The organism is Ruegeria sp. AP11, assembly GCF_056535865.1.
The window spans coordinates 722,747-742,104 of the sequence record NZ_JBQFJB010000002.1 but is presented as its reverse complement, the minus strand read 5'-3'; the positions used below and the strand labels follow the sequence as shown (position 1 = coordinate 742,104).

The following is a 19,358-nucleotide window of genomic DNA, read 5'->3' as shown; positions in this document are numbered from 1 at the left end:
ATATGTCTCAGAACCCAATTCGCGTCGGCCTGATCGGAGCCGGATATATCGCAACCTGGCACGCAAACGCGCTACGGGCCAGCAAAGGCGTTGACCTGACCGCAATCTGCGATGTGTCGCCCGCGGCGGCGTCGGATTTCGCCGGAACCTATGGAATTCAGTCCTTCACCTCGATCGAAGAGATGGCGGCGGCCAATATCTGCGACGCGGTCCATATCCTGACCCCACCGCATATCCATGCCGATCTGGCACAGCGCTGCCTGCGGGCGGGCTTCCATGTGATGGTGGAGAAACCCTTTGCGTTGTCGCATGCCGATTGCAGTGCTGTCGCGGCTGCAGCAGAAGAGGCTGGGCGGCAGGTTGCCGTCTGCCACAACTTTCTGGGTGTTCCGTCATACGAGCGGCTGAAACAAGCCTGCCGGTCAGGCGCGTTGGGCCGGATCAACAGCGCCGAGTTTAACTGGCGCTTTCCTTTGGCGCCCCTGCGATCCGGTCCCTATGGCCTGTGGATGTTACAAGAGGCACGCAATCTGCTTTTTGAACTGGGGCCGCATCTTTACGCCTTTGCCGTGGATCTGTTTGGTGAACTCAGCGATTTCAGACTGGAAGCAGGCAAGCCCGTCACTCTGCAAGGGGGGCAGGTCCGACCGCAAAGCTGGCAGATCCGGGCGCGGGCCGGTCATGTCGATCTGACGTTCAATCTCGAATTGGTTGAAACAATGGATGACCGGTCTGTCGTAGTGCATGGATCCTCGGCGATGGCGCGGCTGGATTATGCTGCAGACACGCTGACGATCAGGCACGAGAACACTTCCGACATCGTCGTAAACCCATTCCGTCAACAGATGGGGCTGGCAGGTCAGCATCTGCGCGAGGGCGTGGTCAACGGTGCGAGACAACTGACATCGTTGAACCGCAAATCCCCTTATGCGCTGAGTTTTCTGGGAGCGTTTGGTGCGTTTTACGATGCGATCCGCACCAACAGCCCGGTGGACGACCGTTTTTCAGCCGCTGCTGCCGGGGCCGTCATCGGAGCCATTGAACAAACTGCCGAATTGATACCGGATGAATTCACCGCGATGCCTGATCCGGTCGTGCCTGCCGCAGCTTTGAAGCCTACGGTTATGGTGATTGGGGGCACTGGTTTCATCGGTCGTCATCTGACACGCGCTTTGGTCAAAAGTGGGCGTCAGGTGCGGGTCCTCAGCCGTGGGCGGCATGGACCTTTCGCCGACATTGCCGATCAGGTTGAAACTGTTGCTGTTTCGTTGCGGGACAAGGAGGCGCTGACCGCTGCCATGGAAGGGATTGAGGTCGTCTATAACCTGGCCAAATCCATGGACAGTACCTGGGAAGGGTGCCTTGAAAACGACGTCGGCGGGGCTGTGCGCGTGGCGGAGGCGGCGCAAGAGGCCGGGGTCAAGCGGTTGATCTACACCGGAACCATCGCCTCATATGACATGTCCGATCCAGCGCGCACGATCACAGAAGACACCGGATTTGGCGAGGATATGAGCGACCGCAACCTCTATGCCCGCTCAAAGGCGGAATGCGAGAAGCGACTGCTTGAAATGCACCGGACTCAGGGCTTGCCTCTGGTAATTGCGCGGCCCGGCATTGTCATCGGTGAGGGCGGGCCGCTTCAACATTGGGGCATCGGGCGCTGGCATGGGGCCGGGGCGGTGCGGATCTGGGGAGACGGGAACAACATCCTGCCCTTTGTTCTGATCGAAGATATCTCGGATGCTCTGATCGCAATGATCGACAATGACGCTGCCGTGGGACAGTCATTTAATCTGATCGGCGAGCCGATGATGAGCGCGCGGGATTATTTTGACGCGATACATGAAGCTTTGGACGCCCGGACCGAGGTCAAAAAGGGCGCTTTCTGGACCTTCTACCTGTCGGGCAGCATCAAATACCTGCTCAAACGCTACGTCGTCGGGCTGCGTGATTTGAAGAACCAGTCCTATAGCGATTGGAAATCCCGGGGCCATCTGTCACCTTTCAGCAATGCCCGCACCAAAGAGGTTCTGGGTTGGAAGCCCGAAGCGGATCGGGATGAATTTGTCCGCAAGGGCATCACCCAGGCCAATCTGTTCGGCTTTTAGGATGTGGTGGAGTCAGACCATGGCTGAACCGGCATGAAGTTCATAAGCCAGCGCATATCCGGGCTGATGTCCGACCGCGACAGTCTGCGGCGCAAGATCATGGCGTCGGCAGCTTTGTCGACAATGGTCTTCGTGATGCAGGTAATGGCGCGGATCGTCTCAACCATCGTGCTGACCCGCATTCTGACGCCCGAGATATTCGGGGTCTTCGCCGTCGTCATGACCTTCATCTTCGTGCTTGAGATGTTTTCTGATCTGGGCGTGCGTTCGCTGATCCTGACCCGCGAGGGCGAATTGGATGACGGGTTTCTGCGCTCCTGCTGGACGGCACAGATCCTGCGCGGAGTTCTGATCCTGCTGGTCTGTATCCTGCTGGCGTTTGGCATATCGTGGGGGCAGGGAGCAGAGTGGTTCGATCCAAAGTCAAGCTATGGTGACCCGACGCTTCCATTTGCAATCGCTGCCATCGGTGGGTTCTCCATCATTAGCGGTTTTGCCTCACCAGCCAAGTTTGTCTATGAACGCGAAATGAAGTTCCGTCAGGTCAGCAAAGAGACGCTGATCAGAGTGGTTCTGACAACGGTCATAACAATAGGTTTGGCCTTCTGGTTGCGCAACATCTGGGCGCTGGTCCTGGGCAATCTCGCAGGCGCCGTTATCATGGTTACGCTTAGCTATGCGATGTTTGCCGGTCCTGCGATGCGACTGAGCTGGAGCGTTGATGATTTCAAGGTGATCATTGAGCGTGGCAAGTGGATCATTGGGCATTCTGCGCTGTCTGCCGTAACTCTGATGGCTGACCGCTTTGTATTAGGCTTTGCGATGTCGGCAAGCTCGTTTGGATTCTATTATATCGCCCGTCAGATTGTGGATTTAGTCGAGACGTTCCTGAACACCGTACACGCTCAGATGGGGCTGCAAGTGTTCACCGAGTTGCACAAAGACGGAGCAGAGGGTTCTCTGCGTCGCCAATATTATCGCTACCGCATTCTGTTTGATAGTCTGGCGATGTTTGGAGCCGGAGCCCTGATGACTTTTGCTCCGACATTGGTGGGTATTATTTATGATGACCGTTACGCGGATGTGGCGGGTATGATCCAGATACTGGCCGTGGGTCTGATCCTGATCGGCCCGCGCCTGTTGCGCGAGGCCTATAGCGCGCAACGGCGATTCCGCGAAATGACAGTCCTCAGCCTCGTGAGTGCCGCAACGATCTGGATCGGGCTGTTTATCGCGATTTGGGGTTTTGGATCGACGACGCTGGCTTTGTTCGTTGTTGCGCTACACCGCATTCCTGAGGTCGCTATGATTTTGGTTATGGGCCGCCGGGAAGGCTGGGTATCCCTGCTGCATGAAGTCCGGCTGATGCCATTGGTGCTTGTCGGAGCAGCGGTGGGCTGGGGTATGGCCGAGCTTTGGGCCGCAGTCACGTAGTGTTGGCCGAAGGCATTGATCACTGGTCAATACCTTAGGCGCGGTCGTCACTTGTCCCCTGAAAATGCCCAATTGCTTTCGCACATGTCTCTGAGGTTATGTTTCGCCTCGAATCCAAGGACCTCGCGCGCCCGATCTGTTGCTGCATAGGAAATTGGCGGGTCGCCGGGGCGACGATCCACGATGCGATTGGAAATTTCGCGATTGATCACGTCCGAATAGGTGTTCAGCACCTCAAGGACCGAGTTTCCGCGCCCGGTGCCGAGATTGACGAGATGGTTTTCTTTCTGATTCAGAAGTGCATCAAGGCTCAGCACGTGACCGCGGGCCAGATCAAGGACGTGGATATAGTCGCGGATACAAGTGCCGTCGGGGGTGTCGTAGTCGCCGCCGAAGATGGAAAGAGCCTCGATTTCGCCGCGCGCGACACGGGCGATCACCGGAACCAGATTGCCGGGTGGCTGCGATGGGTCTTCCCCGATCAGCCCGGATGGGTGGGCCCCGACGGGGTTGAAATACCGCAATATTCCGGTTTTGACATTTGGGTGTGCCTCGGCGACGCGGATTAAAAACTCCTCTCCGAACAGCTTGGTTGCACCATAACAACTGTCCGGTGTGCAGGGGCTGATTTCGGTCAAGGGCATTTGCGCGGCGCTGCCATAGACCGCAGCCGACGACGAGAAGACGATATTTTCGACGCCGCTGGTCTGCATGGCGTCAACGATATTGATCAGGCCCGAGCAATTTGAGTTGTAATAGCCGACGGGATCGGACTCGCTGTCTGGGACGGATTTCAGTGCGGCGAAGTGCACTACGGCATCGAAATCGTTGCTATCAAACGCGGTATTGATGGCGTCTCGGTCGCGAATATCTGCTTCGATGACCGGCACGGTTTTGCCGGTGATTTGGGACAGCCGGTCCGGCACGTCACGGCGGGCGTTCTCGAAATTATCCAATATGGTGACCGCGTAACCGGCATCCACAAGGGCTGCATAGGTGTGCGAGCCGATGAACCCGGCGCCGCCGGTGAGAAGTATGTGCTTTGTCATGATCCGCTATTTTTGCAGGAACAGTGCGAGAGAACCAGTCATCGCAATTTCCCATATCAACCTTCGCAACAATAATTTGTATCCTATCCGATTGTCCTCAGTCTCGTAGTGTCTTCTTTGGGTGGAAGAACCACGCATGTCATTGCAACTACAGCTAGAATCCAGCGTGGACACTGTGCCACAGGTAACGACAACTGCAACAGGAATCTAGCATGGACACCAAGTCCCTGCTACGAGTCATTTACGTACACAACCCGCGCCGTCCGGTGGCAGTTGTTCCATCTTTAAGAGATTTTGATTTCGGCCCCGAGAAGGAGATGGGCAGAGAACCGTTTGCCCAGATTTTTGAACATGAATGAAGAAACCGACCAACCGATGAAGATCGCGATTTACGTCTCATCTTGGCCGCCCGGGCGTGTTGCGTCCGGAATTGTAACTTATGCTTCGCAACTTGTTTCTTCTCTTCGGGAATTTGGTCACGAAGTCTACATTTTGACGCCGGATGCGGGTGAGAAAGACTCCTATACCTTTGATCTTAGCGAGGTGCGGTTACCTTTACTTACTAGGGTTTGGTTGAGACTGAAGGCTAAATTTTCTTCAAGTTCATATGACGCGATACGGAATTCGGCCAAAATCACATTGGCCGCTCGCAAACTTGTCGAAGAAGAAGGAATTGAAGTCTTCGAAATCGAGGAATCGTTTGGAATGGGCGCTGAGATTGCGTTGATGAATATCGTGCCCGTTTCGGTTCGTATGCACGGTCCTTTTTTTCTGACCGGCGGATTCGACGACGCCCTCTCGGCATTGCCCATCAACGACGGGCGCTCCGAACGCGAAGAACTCGCTATCAAATCAGCCCATTATATTTCAGCAATCTGCAATTATACCTTGGACGCGGTAAGGAAGCAGTACGATCTTGATCTTGAGAACAGTACCATCATACCAACGCCGATTGTGGCAGCACGTGAAAATGAGATATGGAATGTTGACGAGTGTGACAGAACCAAAATGCTCTTTGTTGGCCGGTTTGACAGCCTCAAAGGTGGGGATTTGGTTCTACAGGTGTTCGCGAAACTTGCCGAAACAAATCAGCAATTGACGCTGACTTTCATCGGGCCGGATCAGGGCATTCAATCCAAACATGGTATTATTTACTTTGAAGACTATTGCAAAGAACACTTTACGTCTGATTTGCGTGAAAGAGTCGATTTCCGCGGAGAAATGAGCCACGCAGATCTTATGGCGCTGCGCACAAATCACTATTTGACAATCACTGCGGCTCGTTACGACACGATGGGCTATATGTTGTTGGAGCCAATGTCACTAGGCTGCCCATTGGTAAGCACGGCAGTTGGCGGCGTCCCCGAGGTCATTAAGAATGAGCACAGTGGCCTAATCGTCCCGAATGAAGACATTGAGGGGCTAGTAGAAGCGTGTCAAAGATTGTACGACAATCCGGAATTTGCAGCGCGCCTTGGACTGCAGGCATGGAGAGACTGCAGCAAACTCTACAATTCAAGCGTCGTAGCATCCAAAACCCTGGAGGGGTACAGGGCGGCGATAGATGGATTCAAACGGCAACACCCTAGCTGACGTGGAGGATTCCAGTACTCCTAGTCAGAGAAGGAATCGCGTGCAGTTTGTTTTCAAGATAGGCGCAGCGGGATGCGTTTTTTCCCGGTGATCTTGTTCAATATCTTTCGTTTCAAAGAGATTGGCTCCAGAAACTCGGTGTCCTGATCAAACAGGCGTCCGGTGAGCATCGGATCATGCCACAATGCCAGTTGCACGCCCCATTTGGCGGCCTGTGCCGGTTCGATGCCATCGGGTATGCCCATCCGGGTTTTCAGCGCGCCGGGGATCCAGTCATTGATGACGATATCCGGAAAACGATCGGCAAGATCGGCCACCAGTGATTTGGTCAATGTTTGCGCGGCCCCTTTGGTTACCGAATAGGCCGCGGCTGTAGGCGCTGGTGCGATATGGGCAAAGGTGCTGAGGTTGACGATCCGGCCATAGCCACGCTCGACCATGCCGGGCAGGACTGCGTGGCAGCAATAGAAAACGCCACCCAGATTGATGTTGACCGATTGCATGAAGCTTTCCGGAGTTTCATCAAGGATGTCCCGGCGCGGATAAACAGCTGCGTTGTTGATCAGGATGGTAGGTACGCCTGAGGCGGCTGTGATTTCTTCGAATGCCCGTGCGACGGCCTCTGGGTCTGAAACATCGGCCGTGACGGGCATGAACCCATCCCCCAACTCGGACGCAAGGGCCGACAACTGTTCGGGGTTGCGACCGATGCCCGCGACACGGGTGTTTTCTGCAATCAGGGTGCGACACAGTTCTCGTCCCAATCCCGCGCCGGCTCCTGTGACGACGGCAATACCTTCGCGAATTCGCTGGCTTGTATCTGTCATGACGCCTCCGTGTGTTGTTTAGACTGGCTTGTCCGATCAGCGATGATATCTGCGACCCGCAATGCATTGGCGGCGATGGTCAGGCTTGGATTGACCCCCATGGATGTCGGCATGAATGAGCCATCGGCGACATAGAGGTTCTGTAAATCATGTGCCTTGCAATCGGGGTCGAGCACTGACGTGGCGGGATCGCTTCCAAAGCGCAATGTCCCCAACGGATGACCTACATTGACGATAGGCTTGATTGACAGAAACATCATCCGCCACCGGCCGATTGCACGCCGGATGGCCCGCCGCAGTCCGGTTTGACGGGTGAAAACGTCGCGTGCGACTGTATATTTGAATGTAAAGACTTCGGGGTCTTCCTGATTCAACAGCACCCGGTTTTCGCGGACGGGGAAGTCCTCCATCTGGGCGACGAACACATCGGCGTTCCCGAACATCTTGGCGGCCAAAAGGGCGGGAATGTTCAGAAGGCGCCGCAGCTTTGTGTATTTGGCAAAGCGTGAGCGTTCGAGCTGCATGAGCAAAAAACGCAGGATCGTCCCGTAATCCGCCTCGTATCCCATGGATTGCGTCAGGCCCATGCGCTCGCCTTTGACGACATAAAAATCTCGGGTAGATACCGCCCGGCTTCTGCCGATGGGCTTTGCTCCGCGTCGCGGCCAGACAGCAAAGAAATTATCGATATGGAACATCAAACCGCGCCCGACCCAATCGCTTGAATTGGCACATCCTGTTGCCGATTGGTCGGTGGACCGCAGCAACAGCGTGGGTGAGCCGAATGAGCCTGCAGCCAAAACGTAGGTCCGGGCGCGCAGAGTGTGTGACACATCACCATGGCGCACCCGGACGCCGGTGATCTGTCCGGGCTGATCTTCTGCCAGCGCTTCGACATCGCATTCGGTGATCAATGCGGCGCGGCCGCTGGCCAGCGCCGGTTCAACCCCGGCTGAGCGGCCATCCATCTTGCAGGCGCGCGGGCATTTGCCGCCAAGGCAGTTGGTACACCTCTCGAGCCCTTTCCGTGCGATATGCGAGTAATACGGGTGCAGACCCCGATCACGGAAATCGCTCATCATCGCTGCTTCTTCGGGAGTGAATTCAGGCGGTGGGCGCAGTTTGTCCGACGGTATGTCCGAGAGCGGATCGTCGCCGCCATGCACATAGAGTAGGTCCTCGGCCTGATCGAAATAGGGAAGAAAGGCGTCAAACCCAACGGGCCAACCGCCGGTGGGGTGCGCAATGCCGGGTGCTTCGTCCAGATCGTGCGGTTCGGGACGCTCCAGTGCCGCCGCATAAAAAACGGATGAGCCGCCAACCCCGCTGCCCAATGGCGCAAAATAGCGCGTAATTGTACCGCCATCATGTGCTTCAACCGGTTTCGGCCAGAATCCCCGCAGACGGCGCGCAAACGGGTCGACAATATCGGGAGTATAGGACTGACGCTCGCTCCGATAACCCGCCACGCCTTTCTCCAGAAACAGAACCGACAGTCCGCGCTCTGTCAGACGCCGTCCGGCCATGCCACCCCCCATACCGGCACCGATGACGATCACATCCCACGATTGCGACTGCGCTTCTGCCGGAGTTATCACCCGAACCCTCCTTTCGCCGTGTTGCTAAGGGCCTGAGGTTTGCATGATTGACGCATGATGCTTCCAGTCAAATATATCTCCACCTTGCACCACATTATCGACCCCGGCTCCAGGCGGAGTCTCTACGGGTGCGGACGGACAGGCTGACCACGACATAGACCACGAAACCAACCGGGTCTGTCACGACAAGGCGCAACAGATGCCCAGCTGTAAGTGGGGCTTTGCCTTCCCGGTCCAGAATGCCTGGATATAGACGCGCAAGCTCGGCCACGCCCGCGTCTTGCCTGCGCCGAACGCGCACAAGTGCCTGAAATCCTTCGACCAGCGGCCAGGAGTATGGGGCCGCAACCGGCAGTCGTTCATCTGGCGTAAATTGCAGTCGTACAAAGGTGTCGTCCGAGATGATCTGCGGAAAATCCTCCCAACGTGCGCGGCCCGCCGCATTGACAGCAAACAGCCCGGCACCGGGCACGCCCTCTGTCATAAAGGGCAATCTGGTCCAGATCCTGCCATAGGCCCGTGTAATCCAGCTTTGCGCCGGGCTGACCTTCAGATCTCCGCTGGCATAGGTGGGCATAGGCCGGTCCAGTACCTTCGCCAGCGCGTCCAACAACAATGGTGACATGACGACATCCGCATCCAGATAAACCCGCGTGCCACCCGTCGCCACAGCGTCGGCGCGGTTGAGCGCCGCGGGTTTGCCACCTTCCTCTGAATCCAGAACCACCAGATACCAATCCCGCTGCGCAAAACGCTGCGCATAGCTGCGGGCAATATCTGCTGTCCTGTCTGTGCAGGCATTGGCCGACACGATCACCTCGGCCCGGCGTGCGGTGACCTGTGCCAATACGGCTTCGAGGCAAGGGCCGATATAGGCTTCTTCGTTGTTCGCAGGAATGATGACCGAAATCTCATACATGGTTCAACGTGCCAGATTTTCGGCCCAGGGCATGGGCGCAACAGGATCGAAGCGGGTTTGCATTTTAGCTGCGCCGCCGAATTCTTCGGCATTTTGCAAGGCCAGCGTGACTTCGTTCATATGCAGTGACAGGTCGGGGGACAGACGGCAGGGCCGGTCTTCGCGGATTGCATCCCGCATCTCGACCACGCCCAGGGCAAAATTCATTGACGCAGCCCCCTTGCGCCCAAGTTTTTCGTGGGTCGACCCCTTGAGTTTAAGACGCCGGGCCAGTGGTGCATTGACCAGCCTGCGGCGCATCGAAAAGCGTCGGCGCAAGCGGACCGGTGCGGCGTTGTTCCAGCACTCATCCATCTCGATCACACCCGTATCGCCGATGATCCGAAGTTCGTGGTTATGTCTGGCCAATATGGAACAGGTGAGCCGTGCCACCACGCCGCTTTCGAAAAAGAGCGTCCCGACCGAAAAATCCGGTGCTGCCCCGGCGGTCACATCGGTCACATCTGCCAGCGCCGCCGAAGCCGCGACAACCGTGCGGACCGGGCCGAACATGGGCAATAACCACGCCAGGTAATAGCCCGCATGTTCCAGGGTACATCCCACTTCGAACTCGTCTTTGGCCGGCCACGGCGCGCCGCTTTCCGAGAACCATTTTTGATAGGGGGCCTGCGAGATAAAATCGTCATCCATCTCGGCATAGATCAGACGGGTTTTGCCGATTACACCGGCACGCAATCCGGCCCAGATCGTTTGCGGGGCTTCGCCAAGAAAGCTGCAGGGCGCCGAGGCAAGGCGCAGCCCGCGCTCAGCGGCAAGATCAGCCAGCATCTGGGCCTGGTCCATCTCCATCGCCAGCGGCTTTTCGGAATAGACGTGAAGCCCGGCTTCCAGGCCCTTGCGCGAAATATCGTAATGCGCGGACGGATTGGTCAGGTTGAGCAGAATATCATCTGGTTTCGCCAGATTCAGCAATGCCTCAAAACTGTCCGCCGCGGGCAGTGACCAGTAGGTACAGAACTGGGACAGCCGCTCGGGATTGCGATCATAGCACCCGGCAATCTCGATTTCAGGATAGAGCTTGAGGGAGCGCAGATACAAATCCGCGACATATCCGGTACCAATAATCAACAACCTGGGCATAAAGAGAATGGTCTCTTATTCGACGGGCGGGAACTCATAAACAACGAATACTGTAATATGGGCAGAATTGCGGATGTGCCACTGTAAATTGGCCGATGCCCTGCAAATCGTTCAGGCATTGCGCAGGATGACCCTGTTCTGACCGGAGACTCAGTGAATTCACCCCGTAGTACGCCAAGTTTCATTGTCGCAAAATATGAGACTTTCCGGTTGAAGCGATCCAATTGATCCCAATCATGTGTTTGTCAGGCGTGGTTGGATATGTCACATTGTGAAATGGGGAGAATACCCCCATTTTTCTGTTAGAAGATCTTGATCCCCACCTTGCTCTGCCGCTGCAGAAGCTGGCCGGTAATTCGAGTTGCGTTATTGTTAAGATAGGAAAAGAAGATGGCGATCTATCAAATTGATCCCGAGCGTCTGAGTATCAGTGTCGAAAACGCCCGCGCGGCGGCGGCCCCATTTGCCGAGGAATATCAGAGCGGCGAACCCTACAATCATATTTGTATTGATAATTTTCTTCCCGAAGAGGTACTGCGCCGGGTCCAGAAAGACGTGGCCACGCTTGAAGAAAGCGAAGACAGTGACACGTTCGAGCGGGCGCAAGAGAACCTGAAAACCCAGTACAATCCCGAAAGACTGCCGGTCTATTCGCGCGAGCTGTTCCACGCCTTCAACTCCCGCCCGTTTATCCTGTTTCTCGAGGAAATGACTGGTATCAAAGGGTTGATCCCCGATCCCTACTATATCGGAGCAGGTATTCACCGAGTAAAAAACGGCGGCCATCTGGATATCCATGCGGATTTCAATCTGCACAAGCAGATGGTCGTCGAACGGCGTCTGAACGTGTTGATTTATCTGAATGACGACTGGCGCGCGGAATGGGGTGGCTCGTTCGAGATCTGGAGCAACGATATGAGCACCAAGGTCAAGAGCTTTGCACCAACCTTCAACCGCATGTGCTGCTTCTCGACCGGATCGAACACGTTCCACGGAAACCCTGAAAAAGTGAATCACCCCAACGGTGAGCCGCGTCAGTCCATCGCGCTCTATTATTACACCGCGACCTGGGATCCCAGCCGCAAGGCGCATTCGACAATTTTCAAGCCGCGCCCCGGCACTGAAGACCAGTTTGATCGCCAATCGCGCCGGCAGGAAGTTCTTGAGAACTGGTTACCGCCGGTTGTCTACCGCAGGGTTTATCCCCGTCTGGCACGTTTGGGATTCTGAGGAACACCAATCGCGCCCGATGCCAACAGCTCGGGCGCGCGACAGGTTGAAAAGATCGGATCCATGCAAGGCAATATCCAGGAAACGTCACTCGTCGAGCCTGAGCAGCCGCTTGTGATCTCAGCGACAGTACAGGACTGGTCCCGCGAAGAAGTGCGGCAATTCTGGGGTCCTGGCTACAAGCTTTTGCGCGCGATACGGCGGTATCAGGCAGCCAAAGCACGGGGTGGCCCAATCGGTGGGTGTGAGCTACTCTCCAATGTTTGGACAGGTTTTGGCGTCGTTTAAGCTACTCTCTGCTTCTGCTGATCGGGTTGTGTTTCATCCTTTCTCAGCCAATAGATCACAGCTGGGGGTTTGCCGCCAAGTGCGGGATGGGGTGTTTTAGGTTATAGAACTCGACCCACTTCCCGACGTCGGCTTTTACCTCTGATCCGGTTTCCCAGGCATGCAAATAGACACACTCATATTTCAGGGATCGCCACAGCCGCTTGACGAAGATGTTGTCGAGGACCCGACCCTTGCCGTCCATCGAGATACGGACAGCTGATCGCCGCAGCCGATTGATCCAGGCAAAGGACGAGTACTGCGATCCTTGGTCGGTGTTCATGATCTCAGGCGGGCCGAACTTGTGGATCGCCTCATTCAGCGCTTCGACGCAAAAGTCAGCCTCCAGCGTGTTTGAGATACGCCAGGCGAGCACCTTGCGGGTGTGCCAGTCCATTATCGCCACCAGATACAAGAACCCCTTACGCATTTGCAGATAGGTGATGTCTGCGACCCAGACCTGATTGGGCGGGGTCACTCGCAAGCCGCGTAACAAGTAGGGGTAGGTTTTGTGCCCCTCCGCCGCCTTGCTGGTATTGAGCTTTTGATAGATCGGCATGAGGCCCATCAGCCGCATCAGGCGGCGTAAGTGTTTTTCGTACACCAGATGGCTTTCGTTGCGCAGATGCCAGGTCATCGGCCGCACGCCAAAGAACGGCGCTTCCAGGAACTGCTCATCAATCTGACACATCAGCATCAGATTCAGCGCCGTCTCGCCCTTGGGCGTGTAATAGAATGACGACCGCAAGATCGACAGCGGCTTGCATTACTTGCCGATGGGCAGGTCCGGATTGGTCGGCTCAACCATCTTGCGCCTCACTTGCCGATCCACGGCTTGAGCTTTCGTGACAAAAATCGTTGGCTACGGCCAACTCCCCGATCTTCGCGTACAGTTCCTTGACCTGCTCCTCGTCAATCTCAGGGGCTTTCTTGCCGCCGCGCTCAAATACGCCGGACGCACCTTCCAAGAGCGCCCGCTTGCAACTGTGGATCATCGTCGGGTGAACGCTAAACTGGCTCGCCAACTCAGCGACCGTCTGTTCACCCTTCAGCACCTAGGGTCAGGATTCATAACCAGTAGATGACGACGGCTGCGAGCGCGATGGCCGAGAGGAAGACCTTGGGACACCTGTCGTAGCGGGTTGCCACGCGTCTCCAGTCTTTGAGCCTGCCGAACATGATCTCAATGCGGTTGCGCCGTTTGTATCGGCGCTTGTCGTATTTCACGGTCTTCTTGCGCTGTTTTCGTCCAGGGATGCAGGCGCGTATCCCTTTGTCTTTCAACGCATCTCTGAACCAGTCGGCGTCGTAGCCTCGGTCTCCGAGCAGCCATTCGACCTTTGGCAAACCGCCCAGCAATGCCCGTGCGCCGATATAGTCACTGACCTGTCCGGCGGTGATGAAGAGGTCGAGCGGTCGTCCCTGGCTGTAGCAAATGGCGTGAAGCTTGGTGTTCATACCACCTTTGGTCCGGCCAATCAGGCGACCGCGCCCCCCTTTTTAGCGGCCATGCTGGTCGCTGTTCGATGTGCCTTCAGGTAGGTCGCGTCGATCATGACTGTCTTCTGTTCGCCGTGCTCGGCAGCTAGCCCCACCATCATCCGCGCGAATATGCCCTTTTCGCTCCAGCGCTTCCAACGGCTATAAAGCGTCTTGTGTGGGCCATAGGCTTCAGGAGCGTCGCGCCACCTTAACCCATTGCGGTTGATGAAAATTATCCCGCTCAGAATCCGCCTGTCGTCGACCCTTGGCTTACCGTGCGACTTTGGAAAGTAGGGTTTCAGACGCGCCATCTGTGCGTCGGTCAGCCAGAAAAGATTGCTCATGTCACCGCTCTGTTTTCGGAGCCGTGAATCACGCAGCGCTCGGGAAATCAATGCATCCTGACCCTAATGCGCCACCTTCGCTTTGAACTCCGGCGAATGGCTCTTCCGCTTCGACATCTATGATCTCCTTTTCGTCGAAGACCAGCAGACAACAAATCATAGCTTACGTCAGTGTCCTAATTTCAGGGAGTAGCTCAGTGTTCAGCAAATACTGGGCTCTTGTGCACCGGCTCTGGCCGGTGATCACACTGTCCGGGCTTCATAAAAATGCCGATATCAGAGTCGGCCTTCGGTAGCTGCCGTTTACTGGTATCATCGTCTATCCCTTAGCCGGATCGGGTTTAACTGCATGATTTTTTATTGTGCTACGGGAGTTTCAATCATCTCCTTGGCGCAAGTGGATTTATGAGTAAGGCCAAGATCACGGGTTTGTAAATTTGAGAGATCAAAGTGCGGTCTGAGTTAACGACATCGCCACCCGCGATGTTGCAACCAAGTAGAAATGTCACCGGGTTCGCAAAGCAGGAATGTCACCATAGTGCGCTACGGTAGCAAAGCCTGACAGGGCGGAGACTTCATATATCGCAGCCCTGGCTGGCTTTGCGTTTTCTGTCCGCGAGTGTGTTCCAACCGTTGTTTCTGCGCCCGTTCTTGCGATATCCATTGCGATTGCTTTCTGGTTTGACTGTGGTTTTGATTGGGCCTCTTTCCTGTTCTTCCTTGATATGGGCGAGGACAGCGCCGAGGCGCTTGTTTTCCGTGATTGCGGCATGGGTGACGCGCTGCTGGTGCGGATCGAAGATGCTGCAGGGCAGGGCAACGCCTTTTGCGCGCACTTGGATTCGGCCATCTGCGAACTCGTAGGTATCGACATATTTGCCGACCAGGCCGCGCGAGAGATCATTGACCTCCAATCTGATGCGCTTGCGGTCGTACTTCAGCGTCAAGTCTCTGGTCACATAGCGTTTGTCGCGCAGACAGAAGACTTCGGCGAGGCGATCCGGTTCAATGTTCAAAGCGCGGTGCAGGTTGTCTGGCTTAGCCGGAGCTTTGGCGAACCTGGCGTTATAGCGCTCGACAAAGTCGGTTAGGAACACGTTACCATCATCTATGTTTGAGATGCCCGCAATGCGCAGTTCTTTGACCAACCGATCTTGTAGCGTCCGGTTTGCACGCTCGACCCGACCTTTGGCTTGAGAGGAATTGGCGCAGATGATCTCGACGTTCAGTTCCGCCAGTGCGCGGCCGAATTGTGTCATGCCAGTCATATGTTTGTTGGGCTTGGGAACTCGAAAGACGGTGTGTTTGTCACTGTAGAAAGCGACGGGACGGCCATGCTTAAGCAGGTAGCGCTCCAAGGCTTCGAAGTAGCTGAACGTGCTTTCGGAAGTCACAAACCGCAACTCCATCAACGTGCTGGTAGCGTCATCAATGAAGACGAGCAGGGTGCAGGGGTCGCTTCGGTCCTCGAACCATCGGTGATCCGAACCATCAATCTGGATCAACTCACCATAGCATTCACGGCGTAGACGCGGCTGATGGAAGGTCCGTCGCTGTTTGCGCGACAGCCAAATCCCGTCTTCCTGCATCCACTTACGAACCGTCTCGCGAGACACCTTCAACCCATGATGCTCAGCCAACATCTCAGCGGCCAGTGTCGGCCCGAAATCCGCGTAGTTTTCTTTGATCAACGCCAACGCATAGTCGCGCTTGGCTTTGTGAATCCGGTTGTTCGGAGGCTTGCCGCGCGCCTTGTGCCGGATCGCCGATGCTCCATCCCGACGATAGCGTTTCAACAGGCGGAAAATCTGCCGACGCGTCAGGTCCAACATGTTCGCCGCATTGTCGACGGTCAGCAGACCATCGTCGACCTGCGCCAACACCTCTACGCGGTTCAACTCGCGCTCGCTCATCATCACCCAACCCATGTCCGCTCGCCCTCAATGATTTTTGAGGGTAGAGTGACACTTCTGCTTTGCTCATGGGTGACATTTTAGCTTTGCCGCCACACGCGATGTTGAAGTCAAATCAAATTATGTGAAGTTTATCGAGCGACTAAAAGCGCACTTTATTCTATCTGGGATGACGTTTTTTACGGTGGTTTTCCCGCTGCTTCGGGTCGAATTTTTGAATTTGACCTCGTTTGGCGCGTTTATGGCTAGGTTGGGTAGGACTAGTATCGAGACGCGCTTCAACCGTATCCTCGACTTTTTCCTGCGCTAATACACTTGGGTTCGCTACTAACATTCCAGCTAAAATCCAAGTAAAATGCGTTACGGAGGCATTGGGAATGGCTTCCAATAAGTAGATACCCAACATGATTGTCACGCCGTGTGTCACAAACTCGTCCGGCGATCCAATGCACTCTTTACGTTTAACCCATAATCGGACGAGCGGGTACGATAGCAAACCAAAAATACAGATGTATCCAAACCATCCAAGGACTCCGATGACGATAATCCAGTATCCGTCCGGAACAGTCAAAATGCGTCCGGTTTCGGGATCTAGGTTCCTGTTGCGGTTCCAGAACCCCCAGCCGGTGAGAGGTTTTTCCGCTGCTCGCTCCAATAGCATTCTCTCGTTATCGAATCGGAAGCCTAGAGATTGAGCGCGTTCTTCTTGAATCAAGCCAGCGAAATCGAGGATCTGATCGACAGGTAATGTATCAGTCGCCCGCAAGACTGGGTAGGTAAACAAAAAAGTGACGCAAACCAACATGGTCCATCGCTGAACTCGTGGACCGGCAAACATTATGACTGGCGCAAAAATGATGAAGTGCAGAGCTGGACCCACCGATTTACATAGAATGAGGATGACAAACAGGTAGCTGAGGACAGCAAACTTAGTTCCACGATCTTTGCTGAGTGAACTTCGCCATAACGCTGCTGTTGCAATGAGCGACATCATCACAAAAAAACTCACTGCTAGCCCGTGGCCAAGGAACACTGTCGCCCGAAATCCACCAAATCGGATCTGCTGCGCGAAAAGCTGAGGGTAAAAGCCATAAACCCAGTTGTTTAACTGCGGACTTAGTCGAACTTCTAGCAAGATAGGGATCGAATAGATCAGTCCGGCCACCATGTAGAGCGTCAGAAACTCCCGCCTGCTAGAGTTAGTCGACAGAAAATTGAAGCTCAGAACAAATGGAATCAAGATAATAACATGCTTAAGAAACTCAGAGATTGCATCTCGGATGGATATTCCTGGCAGTATCACAGGTCCGGCAAAAACCGGTTCAGTGTTGGCTGCCATTGTGACAAAAGGGCTCACAAGGTACCCTACCATCAAAATTGATACCAACCGTGACTTTGGGAATAACCGTATCTTCTGCTCAACCATGGTTAGGCAGAGAACTAAGGCGGCCACACTAGGGACAGAGTACTTGTCCAACGTTGGGATCATTGGCAGATCAAAATAAGTGTTTGGGGGTAACACTGCGTAACCACCAAGAAATGAGACGATCAATGCGCGCTGAAGAGATAGTTTTTTGAACAGGATGATCATAACGATCGGCCAGACCGTTAGCATCACATAGGCAAATGTATTGGGCATTGATCAGGTCACGGTCTCAGAAGTGTATTCGGTTGGGCATCACGTTGACTATTATCTTGTCCTGAGCGTTCAGAACCGGCAAGACGGTTGTTTGTTCCAGCATCAGCTATGCGTCCCAGGGGTGCGACGCGTCCAATGATCAGGGCTGACCCAGGCCAGCATGCAGACAATTGGTAACTACATCCCGGACAATCTCTTGCATTAGATGTGCGGCTTCGGGTCCTGGATCTGCAGAAAATGTACCGTCGGCTTTGATCAATACATGCGGCAATCCGATCGGCGAGGTTTGGTACAACACCGCGTAATGGGTCAGTGCGATCAGATAGGCGCCATGATCGCTCAGGTGGATCGTGTCGGTGAACAGATCGCTTCGGTCGGCAATCGGTCCGACGCCGCGACGGTGCTCAACTTCACGCACGAAACGCGCCATGACTTGCCCGGCAGGGATGACATAGACCGGGGCCGGTGTTTCCTCATAACCCAAAGCAACCCGAAGGATGCCATTGAGCCAATAGCGCTCAAGATCCTTGTCGATCCTCTCCAGCCAGCCTTCCGTGTCGTCCAGATTGTGCCATGTCTCATAAAAGAAGATGCGCATGTCTGGATTGAACTGGCGGCCAAGATGAATCCATTTGTGCAGGTATTTTGCGCTGTTGAAATATTTGATGGCGGCCCGGATTTCGACCATCTCGGTCAGGACCAGTGAGTTGTATTCACCGGACGAGAGGGCCTGTTTAGCATCCTCATATTCAGGTGGGGTGTTTCTCAACTCGAACCCATTGATGGTTTCTTCTGGGTCCCAGTGGGCCCGCAGCGGTGTGCCCCAGCCCAATTGGCAGCTGTAATCGTGCCCTTTACCCGCCAGCTGTTTCAGCATCTCAGGGATATCCGGTCCGACCAGACTGTGCCCCAGATGGAAAACCTTCTGCGGAATGGCGGGCATAGGGCCGGGATTGTCATATAACGCATCAAAAGTGGCGGTGTCGATTGGCCTTGCGCCATTTAGGCGCAAAACACCGGCTAAGGCGGCTATGGCCACCCGGATACGGCCTGGCATATATCGCTTGATCACGACACGCTCTCTGGGCTGAGCAAAGATACGGCTGACATGTTGTCGAGTGCGGCAAAACTGAAGAATTTATCACCGAGAGTCTGGCTCATTAGACTGAGCTCCAGCCTGGTTGTACGATCACCAATTGTCAGCGCAATGGGGCTGTTGGGCCGCAAAGGGTGCAGGGTTTCGACGTCCTGGAATTCGATCATTTGTCCAATCAGCGGGTAGATCGCTTTGTAGATGCTCTCTTTCATGCAAAAAATCTGTTTTGCCAGATGTCCACGTCGCTCAGTGTTCTGGGTATCCAGCCATTCTCTTTCAGAAGGTGTACAGATCACCGCCTCAAGGTCGGGGTCCAACGGCCCGTCAGGCTCGATATCAATACCGATACCATGTTCAGAGCCCTTATGAGCAACGATTGCGATACAGATATCGTTGCAATGGGTGATCGAGCCGATTACGCCGTCGGGCCAAACCGGGCTGCGATCCTCAGCCATCGGGATAGCGATGGGGTCGAGGCTTAGTTCTCTCATCGCCTGTCGCGCAGCGCTGCGTCCGGCCGCGAATTCCAATCGACGCGTTTCGACCGCGCGTTTCATTGCGGGAATTTCCCCGGGCAATAATGCAGCACCCGAAGCTTTGGGATCGGTCACCCCGATACCTATCTCCGGGCCGAGCAGCTTGCGAAGCTCGGCCTT

Annotated in this window: 15 protein-coding genes and 1 pseudogene; 5 read left to right on the top strand and 11 right to left on the bottom strand. The window is 55.1% G+C overall.

Annotated elements, in window-relative coordinates; translation table 11 throughout:
- The first annotated feature begins 2 nt into the window (after positions 1-2).
- Both ACR3E4_RS21210 and ACR3E4_RS21205 read left to right on the top strand, forming a co-directional pair.
- The gene (locus tag ACR3E4_RS21210; RefSeq protein WP_480536448.1) at positions 3-2,111 is read left to right on the top strand and encodes an NAD-dependent epimerase/dehydratase family protein; all 2,109 of its coding nucleotides are present in this window, start codon (positions 3-5) and stop codon (positions 2,109-2,111) included.
- A gap of 33 nt (positions 2,112-2,144) precedes the next feature.
- Positions 2,145-3,545, top strand: a complete 1,401-nt coding sequence (locus tag ACR3E4_RS21205; RefSeq protein ID WP_480536447.1) for an oligosaccharide flippase family protein — start codon at positions 2,145-2,147, stop codon at positions 3,543-3,545.
- A gap of 47 nt (positions 3,546-3,592) precedes the next feature.
- On the opposite strand, the gene galE is transcribed toward ACR3E4_RS21205, so the two are convergent.
- Positions 3,593-4,594 carry a UDP-glucose 4-epimerase GalE gene (gene galE / locus ACR3E4_RS21200; protein WP_480536446.1) on the bottom strand — a complete coding sequence of 334 codons (1,002 nt, stop codon included), beginning with the start codon at positions 4,592-4,594 and terminating at the stop codon, positions 3,593-3,595.
- A 212-nt stretch (positions 4,595-4,806) separates the two neighbouring features.
- On the opposite strand from galE, the gene ACR3E4_RS21195 reads away from it, so the two are divergent.
- Both ACR3E4_RS21195 and ACR3E4_RS21190 read left to right on the top strand, forming a co-directional pair.
- Positions 4,807-4,953 (top strand): hypothetical protein, encoded by a 147-nt coding sequence (locus ACR3E4_RS21195; protein WP_480536444.1) that lies wholly within the window; start codon positions 4,807-4,809, stop codon positions 4,951-4,953.
- Complete coding sequence (locus tag ACR3E4_RS21190; RefSeq protein ID WP_480536443.1) at positions 4,946-6,187, top strand: glycosyltransferase family 4 protein; 1,242 nt, start codon at positions 4,946-4,948, stop codon at positions 6,185-6,187. Before ACR3E4_RS21195 ends, ACR3E4_RS21190 begins: the two co-directional genes overlap by 8 nt.
- Before the next feature lie 53 nt (positions 6,188-6,240).
- On the opposite strand, the gene ACR3E4_RS21185 is transcribed toward ACR3E4_RS21190, so the two are convergent.
- The 4 genes from ACR3E4_RS21185 to ACR3E4_RS21170 all read right to left on the bottom strand — a co-directional run bounded on the left by ACR3E4_RS21185 (position 6,241) and on the right by ACR3E4_RS21170 (position 10,671).
- The gene (locus ACR3E4_RS21185; protein ID WP_480536441.1) at positions 6,241-7,014 is read right to left on the bottom strand and encodes an SDR family oxidoreductase; all 774 of its coding nucleotides are present in this window, start codon (positions 7,012-7,014) and stop codon (positions 6,241-6,243) included.
- On the bottom strand, positions 7,011-8,612 hold the full coding sequence (locus ACR3E4_RS21180; protein WP_480536439.1) for a GMC oxidoreductase: 1,602 nt from the start codon (positions 8,610-8,612) through the stop codon (positions 7,011-7,013). Before ACR3E4_RS21180 ends, ACR3E4_RS21185 begins: the two co-directional genes overlap by 4 nt.
- Before the next feature lie 94 nt (positions 8,613-8,706).
- Positions 8,707-9,531, bottom strand: a complete 825-nt coding sequence (locus tag ACR3E4_RS21175) for a glycosyltransferase family 2 protein (RefSeq protein ID WP_480536438.1) — start codon at positions 9,529-9,531, stop codon at positions 8,707-8,709.
- Positions 9,532-9,534: 3 nt separating this feature from the next.
- Positions 9,535-10,671 carry a Gfo/Idh/MocA family protein gene (locus tag ACR3E4_RS21170; protein WP_480536436.1) on the bottom strand — a complete coding sequence of 379 codons (1,137 nt, stop codon included), beginning with the start codon at positions 10,669-10,671 and terminating at the stop codon, positions 9,535-9,537.
- A 390-nt stretch (positions 10,672-11,061) separates the two neighbouring features.
- On the opposite strand from ACR3E4_RS21170, the gene ACR3E4_RS21165 reads away from it, so the two are divergent.
- On the top strand, positions 11,062-11,901 hold the full coding sequence (locus ACR3E4_RS21165; RefSeq protein ID WP_480536435.1) for a 2OG-Fe(II) oxygenase: 840 nt from the start codon (positions 11,062-11,064) through the stop codon (positions 11,899-11,901).
- Positions 11,902-12,185: 284 nt separating this feature from the next.
- Here the strand turns inward: ACR3E4_RS21165 and ACR3E4_RS21160 are convergent.
- From ACR3E4_RS21160 to ACR3E4_RS21135, 6 genes and pseudogenes are all read right to left on the bottom strand, one after another.
- Positions 12,186-13,283, bottom strand: a pseudogene (locus ACR3E4_RS21160) (IS3 family transposase).
- Between the two features lie 13 nt (positions 13,284-13,296).
- Positions 13,297-14,054 (bottom strand): IS5 family transposase gene (locus ACR3E4_RS21155; RefSeq protein WP_480536684.1). Its coding sequence is split into 2 segments (ribosomal slippage): positions 13,297-13,730 and positions 13,730-14,054, totalling 759 coding nucleotides; the frame shifts between segments, so codons are not numbered across the junction.
- A 575-nt stretch (positions 14,055-14,629) separates the two neighbouring features.
- Positions 14,630-15,982 carry an ISNCY family transposase gene (locus ACR3E4_RS21150; protein ID WP_480536674.1) on the bottom strand — a complete coding sequence of 451 codons (1,353 nt, stop codon included), beginning with the start codon at positions 15,980-15,982 and terminating at the stop codon, positions 14,630-14,632.
- Positions 15,983-16,127: 145 nt separating this feature from the next.
- A complete protein-coding gene (locus tag ACR3E4_RS21145) occupies positions 16,128-17,606 on the bottom strand; it encodes a hypothetical protein (RefSeq protein ID WP_480531405.1) in 1,479 nt (492 codons plus the stop codon).
- Positions 17,607-17,745: 139 nt separating this feature from the next.
- Positions 17,746-18,678 (bottom strand): hypothetical protein, encoded by a 933-nt coding sequence (locus ACR3E4_RS21140; protein ID WP_480531403.1) that lies wholly within the window; start codon positions 18,676-18,678, stop codon positions 17,746-17,748.
- On the bottom strand, positions 18,675-19,313 hold the full coding sequence (locus tag ACR3E4_RS21135; protein WP_480531401.1) for a 4'-phosphopantetheinyl transferase family protein: 639 nt from the start codon (positions 19,311-19,313) through the stop codon (positions 18,675-18,677). Before ACR3E4_RS21135 ends, ACR3E4_RS21140 begins: the two co-directional genes overlap by 4 nt.
- Between the last annotated feature and the right edge of the window lie 45 nt (positions 19,314-19,358).

Coding starts and splice junctions, on each gene's coding strand:
- ACR3E4_RS21145 (WP_480531405.1), bottom strand. CDS start 17,606: ATGCCCAATACATTTGCCTATGTGATGCTAACGGTCTGGCCGATCGTT.
- galE (WP_480536446.1), bottom strand. CDS start 4,594: ATGACAAAGCACATACTTCTCACCGGCGGCGCCGGGTTCATCGGCTCG.
- ACR3E4_RS21190 (WP_480536443.1), top strand. CDS start 4,946: ATGAATGAAGAAACCGACCAACCGATGAAGATCGCGATTTACGTCTCA.
- ACR3E4_RS21165 (WP_480536435.1), top strand. CDS start 11,062: ATGGCGATCTATCAAATTGATCCCGAGCGTCTGAGTATCAGTGTCGAA.
- ACR3E4_RS21205 (WP_480536447.1), top strand. CDS start 2,145: ATGAAGTTCATAAGCCAGCGCATATCCGGGCTGATGTCCGACCGCGAC.
- ACR3E4_RS21175 (WP_480536438.1), bottom strand. CDS start 9,531: ATGTATGAGATTTCGGTCATCATTCCTGCGAACAACGAAGAAGCCTAT.
- ACR3E4_RS21150 (WP_480536674.1), bottom strand. CDS start 15,982: ATGGGTTGGGTGATGATGAGCGAGCGCGAGTTGAACCGCGTAGAGGTG.
- ACR3E4_RS21210 (WP_480536448.1), top strand. CDS start 3: ATGTCTCAGAACCCAATTCGCGTCGGCCTGATCGGAGCCGGATATATC.
- ACR3E4_RS21195 (WP_480536444.1), top strand. CDS start 4,807: ATGGACACCAAGTCCCTGCTACGAGTCATTTACGTACACAACCCGCGC.
- ACR3E4_RS21170 (WP_480536436.1), bottom strand. CDS start 10,671: ATGCCCAGGTTGTTGATTATTGGTACCGGATATGTCGCGGATTTGTAT.
- ACR3E4_RS21185 (WP_480536441.1), bottom strand. CDS start 7,014: ATGACAGATACAAGCCAGCGAATTCGCGAAGGTATTGCCGTCGTCACA.